Source organism: Streptomyces aurantiacus JA 4570 (assembly GCF_000414115.1).
Taxonomy (GTDB): domain Bacteria; phylum Actinomycetota; class Actinomycetes; order Streptomycetales; family Streptomycetaceae; genus Streptomyces; species Streptomyces aurantiacus_A.
Genome location: NZ_AOPZ01000133.1, coordinates 21,307 through 29,854, shown reverse-complemented (window position 1 = coordinate 29,854; position 8,548 = coordinate 21,307). Strand labels below are relative to the sequence as shown.

3 protein-coding genes are annotated in these 8,548 nt (G+C 72.6%); all 3 read left to right on the top strand.

The features are described from left to right. Positions 1–29 precede the first annotated feature (29 nt). From STRAU_RS15145 to STRAU_RS15135, 3 genes are read left to right on the top strand one after another with little or no spacing between them, the layout of a single operon-like run. Complete coding sequence (locus STRAU_RS15145; RefSeq protein ID WP_259299912.1) at positions 30–7,013, top strand: non-ribosomal peptide synthetase; 6,984 nt, start codon at positions 30–32, stop codon at positions 7,011–7,013. Next, on the top strand, positions 7,010–7,321 hold the full coding sequence (locus STRAU_RS15140) for an acyl carrier protein (protein WP_203227412.1): 312 nt from the start codon (positions 7,010–7,012) through the stop codon (positions 7,319–7,321). The genes STRAU_RS15145 and STRAU_RS15140 overlap by 4 nt, the downstream gene beginning before the upstream one ends. Before the next feature lies 1 nt (position 7,322). Next, a complete protein-coding gene (locus STRAU_RS15135) occupies positions 7,323–8,546 on the top strand; it encodes a beta-ketoacyl synthase N-terminal-like domain-containing protein (RefSeq protein ID WP_016641208.1) in 1,224 nt (407 codons plus the stop codon). The last annotated feature ends 2 nt before the right edge of the window (positions 8,547–8,548 follow it).

The window sequence follows — 8,548 nt, the reverse complement described above, 5'->3', positions numbered from 1 at the left end:
CGCAGGGCGAGGACCCGGAGCCGCATGCCATTCGTACGGTGGTCTTCGGTGGTGAGGCCCTGGAGGTCGCCTCGCTGAAGCCGTGGCTGGGGCGGGCGGTGAACAAGGACACCGAGCTGGTGAACATGTACGGCATCACCGAGACCACCGTCCACGTCACGTACCGCCTGATCACCGATGCCGACGCGGACCGAACCGTGAGCCCGATCGGCGAGCGCATCCCCGACCTGCGCACCTACGTCCTCGACGGACACGGGCGTCCGGTGCCGGTGGGCGTGGTGGGGGAGTTGTACGTGGGTGGTGCCGGGGTGGCCCGTGGCTACCTGAACCGTCCCGAGCTGACCGCCGAACGCTTCCTGGACGATCCGTTCTGCCCCGAGCCGGGCGGGCGGATGTACCGCACGGGTGACCTGGCCCGCTGGCTGCCGGACGGCTCGCTGGAGTATCTGGGCCGTAACGACGACCAGGTGAAGATCCGCGGGTTCCGGATCGAGCTGGGCGAGATCGAGGCCCGCCTGGCCGAACACCCCGCCATCCAGGACGCCCGCGTCATCGCCCGCGAGGACACCCCGGGGGACAAGCAGCTCGTCGCCTACACCGTGCTGAGCCCCGCCGACGAGACGGCCGGCCCGAGCCCCGCCGACGAGACGGGCAACCTGCGCGCCGAACTCGCGCGCCACCTGCGCCGGACCCTGCCCGACCACATGGTCCCCAGCGCCTTCGTGGAGCTGGAGCGGCTGCCCATCACCGGCAACGGCAAGCTCGACCGCGAGGCGCTGCCCGCACCCGGCATCGAAGCCTTCGCGCAGCGCGCGTACACGGCGCCGAGCACGGACACCGAGCGGACGCTCGCCGGGGCCTGGGCCGAACTCCTCGGCTTCGACGAGAACCGCGTCAGCGCGCACGACAACTTCTTCGCGCTCGGCGGGCACTCCCTGCTCATCACCGTCCTCATCGCCCGCCTGAAGGAGCACGGACTCGACGTCACCGTCCGCGCCGTCTTCAGCAGCCCCACGCTCGCCGACCTCGCCGCCGAGATCGACCGTGCCGCCCCGGACACCACCGCGTACGCCGTGCCCGCCCCGGCGATCCCGGAGGACTGCGAGCGGATCACCCCGCCGATGCTGCCGCTGGTCGCGCTGAGCCAGGCCGACATCGACGCCGTCGTGTCCCACGTGCCCGGCGGCGCCCCCAACGTGCAGGACGTCTACCCGCTCGTACCCTCGCAGGAGGGCATCCTCTTCCATCACCTGATGGACCCCGCCCACGACCCGTACGTCATCCCCATCCTGCTCACCGCCCCCGACCAAGAGGTGTGCGACGCCTTCGTCGCCGCCCTCCAGGCACTCGTCGACCGGCACGACGTGATGCGCACCGCCGTCGTCACCGAGGGCCTCGGCGAACCCGTGCAGGTGGTGCTGCGCGAGGCCCGCGTCGACGTGGAGCACCGGGTGCTCGACGCCGCCGACTCCACCGCCGCCGAGGAGCGGGCCCGCGCCTGGCTGGCCGACCCGGGCAGCATCGCGCTCGACCGCGCGCCGCTGCTGCGGCTCGCCGTCGCCGCCGACCCGCACTCCGAGCTCCGCTTCCTGCTGCTGCGCGTCCATCACCTCATCGAGGACGCGACCTCCCTGCGCCTCATCCTCGAAGAGCTCGCCGCCCACCTGGCGGGCCGCACCGCGGACCTCGCCACGCCCCCGGCCTACCGGGACTTCGTCGCCCACACCCTGCACCAGCTCGCCACGAACGACGCCGAGGCGTACTTCCGCCGCGAACTGGGCGACGTCACCGAGCCCACCACACCGTTCCAGCTCGTCGACGTGCACGGCGACGGCAGCCGCGTACGCGACCTGCGCCGCTCGCTGCCCGCCGCTCTCACGGACCGGCTGCGCGAGCAGGCACAGCGGCTGCGGATCGGCCCCGCCGCGCTCTTCCACGCCGCGTGGGCGCTCGTGACGGCCGCCACCAGCGGGCGCGACGACGTGGTGTTCGGCACGGTCCTGTCCGGCCGGCTCCAAGGCGTCCCCGGAGTCGAGCGGATGCTCGGCAACTTCATCAACACCCTGCCGCTGCGGGTCCGTCTGACGGACCGCAGCGTCAAGGACCTGGTATCGGCCGTCGACACCTCCCTCAAGGAACTGATCTCCTTCGAGCAGAGCGCGCTGACCCTCGCCCAGTGCTCCAGCGGACTGGACAGCGACGCCACCCTGTTCAGCTCGATGATCAACTACCGGTACTTCGAGCCGCGCCGGGGCGACCGGGGCGCGGCCACGCTGGACGACCTCGGCCTGCGCTGGCTGGGCTCCCTCGACCGGACCAACTACCCGGTGGGCGTGTCCGTCGACGACACGGGAACCGAACTGTCCCTCAACGCCCAGGTCGACGGGACGCTGTCGCCGGACGCCGTGCTGGGCTACCTGGAGACGGCCCTCGCCGGCCTCGTCGACGCCCTCGCCGTGGACGACGGCAACGGCACGCGGGCGCTCGACATCGACGTCCTGCCCGCCGCGGAACGCGACCGCCTGCTGACCGAGTGGAACGACACGGACAAGCCGTACCCCGACGACCACTGCCTCTTCGAACTCTTCGAGGAGCACGTCCGGGAGCGGCCCGACGCGATCGCCGTCGAGCACGGCGAGCGGCGGCTGACCTACGCCGAGATCAACGCGCGCGCCAACCGTGTCGCCCACCACCTGCGGGAACAGGGGGTCGGCCCGGACACCGTCGTCGGCCTGTGCGCCCGCCGCTCGCCGGAGCTCGTGACCGGCCTGCTCGGCATCCTCAAGGCGGGCGGCGCGTACGTCCCCATCGACCCGGACTACCCCCAGGAGCGCATCCGCACCCTGGTCGCGGGCTCCGGCGCGGACATCGTCCTCAGCCAGTCCACGCTGCCGCGCGCACTCCTCGACGTCGACCGGCCGGACGACGCCGAGCGCCTCCAGGTCGTCCACCTCGACACCGGCGAGCGCGCCGACGACGGCGCCCAGGTCCTCGCCGGCCGCCCGGAGCACGACCTGTCGCGCGCCGAGCTCGGCCTCACGCCCGAGCACCTGGCCTACGTCATCTTCACCTCGGGCTCCACCGGCGTGCCCAAGGGCGTCCTCGTGGAACAGCGAGGCGTCGTACGCCTGGTGCGCAACCCGGACTACTTCCCGACCGATACCGGCACCACCGTGCTGCACCACTCGTCGATCTCCTTCGACGTCGGCTCCCAGGAAGTCCTCGGCCCGCTGCTGTGCGGCGGCCGGCTCGTCCTGCACGACGGCGACTCCAAGGACGTGGGCGCGCTCCTCGACCGTGTCGAGCGCTCCGGCGTGACGATGATGGCCCTGTCCGCGGCGTTCCTGCCCGCGTTCGCCGAGGCGGCCCAGGGGCGGCGGCTGCCGCTCACCTACCTCGGCGTCGGCGGCGAGGCGTTCTCCGCCAAGGACGTGCGCCGCCTGTACGCGGCCCACCCCGGCCTGACCGTCGTCAACGCCTATGGGCCCACCGAGAACAGCATCGCCTCCACCTGCCACGTGATCCCCCGGGACATCGCCGAGGACGCGGTCATCCCCATCGGGGGGCCCATCGCCCAGTCGACCGCCCACGTGCTCGACGCGCACCTGCGGCCCGTGCCCCTGGGAGTCGTCGGCGAGCTGTGCGTGGGCGGCCCGGGCGTGGCCCGCGGCTACCTCGGCAACCCCGGGCTGACCGAGGACCGATTCGTCGCCGACCCCTTCGCCACCGCGCCCGGCGCCCGCCTGTACCGCACCGGCGACCTGGTGCGCCGACTGTCCGACGGCACCCTGGAGTTCATCGGCCGCGTCGACGACCAGGTGAAGGTCCGCGGCTTCCGCGTCGAACTCGGGGAGATCGAGAACGCGCTGCAGTCCCACCCCGCCGTGCACGGCGCCGTCGTCACCACGCAGGCCGGCGGCGACGCCAAGAAGCTCGTCGCGTACGTACGGCCCACGGCCGACTGGCTGGACGCCACCGCGCGGGAGCAGAACGCCGAACTCCTGGAACAGTGGCAGGACCTCTTCGAGGACCAGTACGGGACCGACGCCACGGACGGATCCGGAGACCCGGACGGCACCGGAAGCCCGGAAGACGTCGAAGGCTCGGGTGGTACCGGAGACGACCTCAACCTCGTCGGCTGGAACAGCAGTTACACCGGGGACGCCATCCCCGAGGACGAGATGCGCGCCTGGATCGACGGCACCGTGGAGCAGATCGAGGCACTGCGCCCCCGCAGGCTCCTGGAGGTCGGCTGCGGCACGGGCCTGCTCCTCTTCCGCTACGCCGGCTCCTGCGAGGCCGTGCACGCCGTCGACATCTCGGCGTCCGCGCTGGCCGGAGTGCGGCGCGGCGCCGACCGCCGCGGCTGGTCGCACGTCACTCTCGCCCAGGGCGACGCCCGGTCCGTGACCGTGCCCGACGGCACGGCGCAGTTCGACACCGTCGTCATCAACTCCGTGGTCCAGTACTTCCCGAACCGGCTGTACCTGGAAGAGGTCATCGAGCGGTTGCTGCCGCTCGTCGCCGACGGCGGCCGCATCCTCGTCGGCGACGTCAGGAACCTCGACCTGTTCGCGGCGCACGTGACCGCCGTCGAGCGCAGCCGCCTCTCCGCGCCCGTCACCGTGACCGCGTTGGCCCGCCAGGTGCAGCGCCGCCGCCAGCAGGAGCCCGAACTCCTCGTCAGCCCGAGCTACTTCGCCGGCCTCACCGAGCGCTTCGGGGACATCGGTTCCGTCGACATCACCGTCAAGCGCGGCACCGGCGACAACGAAATGGTCAGCTACCGCTACGACGTGGTGCTCACCAAGGGGCAGCGCGCCCCGGACGCCGACGACCTGCCGTGGCTGACCGTCACCACCCCCGACGAACTGCGCGCCCTGCTCACCGACGGCAGCCGCACCCGGTTCGGCGTCACGGGCCTGGACAACCCGCGGATCGCCGACGACGTGCGCGTCGCCGAGAGCCTGCGCGGCGCCACCACCCAGAGCCACGTGGAGCCACTGGGCGCGAGCCGCCTCCCGGCCGCCGCCGTCCAGCGGGTGCGGGAGCTGGAGGACGCCCTCGCTTACGCCGAGGAACTCGGCCACCAGGTCGCCGTGACCTGGTCGCAGGACCGGCTCGACGGCCTCGACCTGATCCTCACGAAGGGGGAGCGGCCGCACGCCCGGGCCCGCGGCGCGTACGGCGCCACGTACCTGGCGAACGTGCCACAGGTCGCCCGCACCGGCCAGACCCTGACACGGGCGCTGAAGGACCACCTCGCGGGCAGGATCCCCGACTACATGGTGCCCAGCGTCTTCGTGGCCCTCGAAGAGCTGCCTCTCACCTCCAACGGCAAGGTCGACAAGCGGGCCCTGCCCGCCCCCGGCGAGGCCGACGTGCACAAGGAGACCTACGTCGCGCCGGGCACCGGCACCGAACGGGCGCTGTGCCGCCTCGTCCAGGACGTCCTCGGCCTGGAACGCGTCGGCCTCCAGGACAGCTTCTTCGACCTCGGCGGGCACTCGCTGCTCGCCACCCGGCTCACCATCCGGGTCAAGCAGGAGACGGGCAAGGAGCTGCCGCTCCAGTCGATCCTCGCCGGGGCCACCCTCGGCGAGCTGGCCGCGGGGCTCGACGCCGCGCCTTCCGAGGCCGCCGCGACCGTCCCGCTGGAGCGAGTCACCGCCACCGGCGACGACAGCCCGCTCTCGTTCCAGCAGAGCGAACTGTGGTTCCGCAACCCGCGCGAGCACCTGGGCTCGTCGTACGACAACGTGCAGATGGCCTACCGGATCCTCGGCCGGCTCGACCGCGCCGCCTACGCGCGCGCCTTCGAGACGCTCGTGGCCCGCCACGCCGTGCTGCGCACCAGCTACGTACGGAGCGGTGACGACCACGTCCAGCGCGTCAACGACGCCACCGGCTTCGCTGTCGCCTTCGAGGACGTCAGCGGGGACCGCGCGGTCGCCGAACTGCTGCGCGCCGAACGGTCGCGGCCGTTCCGCCCCGACGACCGGCACATGCTGCGCGTGCACATCCTGACCCTGTCGCCCCACGAGCACGTCGCCGTCGTCACCCGCCCCTGGGGCATCTTCGACGGCTGGTCGACCGGAGTCTTCGTCGCCGAGCTGAACGCCGCCTACCAGGCCCTGTCCCGGGGCGAGGAGCCCTCGCTGCCCGAACTCCCCGTGCAGTACGCGGACTTCGCGCGCTGGCAGCACCAGGTCGTCGACGGCGAGGCACACGCGCGGCAGGAGGCGTACTGGCGCTCGCAGCTCGCCGGACTGCCCGCCCGCGCCGACCTGCGCACCGACTACCGGCGGCCCGGAACGAAGTCGTACCAGGGGTCCTCGGTCGAGGTGAAGGTCCCCGCGGAGGTGCTCGGGCAGCTCAAGCGCGTCAGCCAGGAGCACGGCGGCACGCTCTACATGACGCTCCTGTCGGCGTTCGCCACGCTCCTCGGCGCACACACCGACGACCGGGAGCTGGCCATCGGATCGCCGGTGACCAACCGGCCGCACCCGGACCTCGAACGCCTCGTCGGCTACTTCATCAACGTCCTGGTGCTGCGCCTCGACATCCGGCCCGAGCAGACCTTCGACGAGCTGCTCGCGAAGACACAGCGCGTCACGGCGGCGGCGCACGAGCACAAGGACATCCCGTTCGCCGATCTGGTCACGGCCCTCGTGCCCGAGCCGGACCCGGCGCACTCGCCGCTGTTCCAGGTCATGTTCAACCTGGTGCCCGCCGCCGAAGCCCCGCCCGCCGGCGCCGACGACCCCGGCGCGCTCGGCTTCGTGCCGCTGCGCACCGACAGCGGCACCGCGAAGTTCGACCTCAACCTCGTCGTCCGGGAGACCCCCGACGGCCTGCACGGATACCTGGAATACAGCACCGATCTGTACGCCAGGAACACCGTCGAGGAGATGGCGGCCACCTATGAGAGGTTGCTGCTCAAGATCGTTACGCAGCCGGGCGCGAGCCTCACCCGGCTGCGCGACGCGGCGGCGGACGGAGCTCTCGGATGAGCCCCGCACACGTCGGCACCCGCCCCACCCCACCGTCCAGCGAAGGCACGCACATGACCAAGGACCAGACGTTCACCCTGATCACCGAGGCCGTCCGGGAGATCCTGCCCGAACTCGCCGACCGTGACCTGCACGAGTCCGACACCCTGGACGCGCTCGGCGCCAACTCCATGGACCGCGCGGAGATCGTGATGACCGTCCTGGAGGAGATGGACCTCGACATACCCCTCGTCGAGACCCACGGGCCGCAGAACCTGGGCGAGCTCGCGCGGCACCTCAGCGACACGGCAGCGGTCAAGGCCCGGTGACGTGAGGGACACCGCAGGACTCGTCGTCACCGGCCTCGGCGTCACCACCGCCGTGGGCCAGGGCAAGACCGCCTTCACCCGGGCACTGTTCGCCGCGGAGCACCGGTTCGCCGTCATGGACCGGCCCGGACGGCAGCTCGGCACCCGCTTCGTGGGCGCCGAACTGCCGGCCCTGGAGCCGACCACCCGCCTCGGCGCCCGGGAGCTGCGCACGGCCTCCCTCACGGGACAGGTCGCCCTCAGCACCCTCGAAGAGGCGTGGACCGAGGCCGGCCTGGACGGCTGTGACCCCGACCGCGTCGGGCTCGTCATCGGCGGCAGCAACCTCCAGCAACGCGAACTCGTACGCGCCCAGGACCGGCACCGGGCCAAGCCGCACTTCCTGCGGCCCAGCTACGGCCTGTCCTTCCTGGACACCGACCTGTGCGGCCTGTGCACCAGCGCCTTCGGGATCCGCGGCCTCGCGCACACCGTGGGCGGCGCGTCCGCCAGCGGGCAGCTCGCCGTCATCGAGGCCGCCGAGGCCGTCGCCTCCGGCCGCGTCGACGTGTGCGTCGCCCTGGGCGCGCTCGCCGACCTGTCGCACTGGGAGCTCCTCGGCCTGCACGCCATGGGCGCCATGGCGGCCGAGGACCACGCCGACGCCCCCGCCGACGCCTGCCGTCCCTTCGACAAGGCCCGGTCCGGCTTCGTGTACGGGGAGGCATGCGCGGCCCTCGTCATCGAACGCCGGGGCGCGCGTCCCGACGCCCCCGCCCCGTACGCGCGGCTCAGCGGCTGGTCGGTGCGCCTGGACGGCAACCGCGACCCCAACCCGTCCCTGGACGGCGAGACCGCGGCGATCCGCCAGGCACTCGACCGCGCGGGCCTCACCGCCCGGGACATCGACTACGTCAACCCGCACGGCACCGCGTCCCCAGCCGGGGACACGACCGAGGTGGCGGCACTCAAGGCGTGCGGCCTCACGCACGCGGCGGTCAACGCCACGAAGTCGATCACCGGCCACGGTCTGACGGCGGCAGGGGCCGTCGAGGCGGCCGCGTCCCTGCTGCAGATGCGCCACGGACGGCTGCACCCGACCCGCAACCTCACCGACCCCGTCGACGACGCCCCGCGCTGGGTGCGCGGCGCGCCCGTCGAGGCCGACATCCAGCACTGCCTGAGCCTGAGCATGGGCTTCGGCGGCATCAACACCGCACTGTGCCTGAGCGCGTGCGACGCATAGAG

What these genes read in the sequence shown, in the direction of transcription:
- STRAU_RS15140 (WP_203227412.1), top strand. Translation starts at nt 7,010, where the DNA reads ATGAGCCCCGCACACGTCGGCACCCGCCCCACCCCACCGTCCAGCGAA.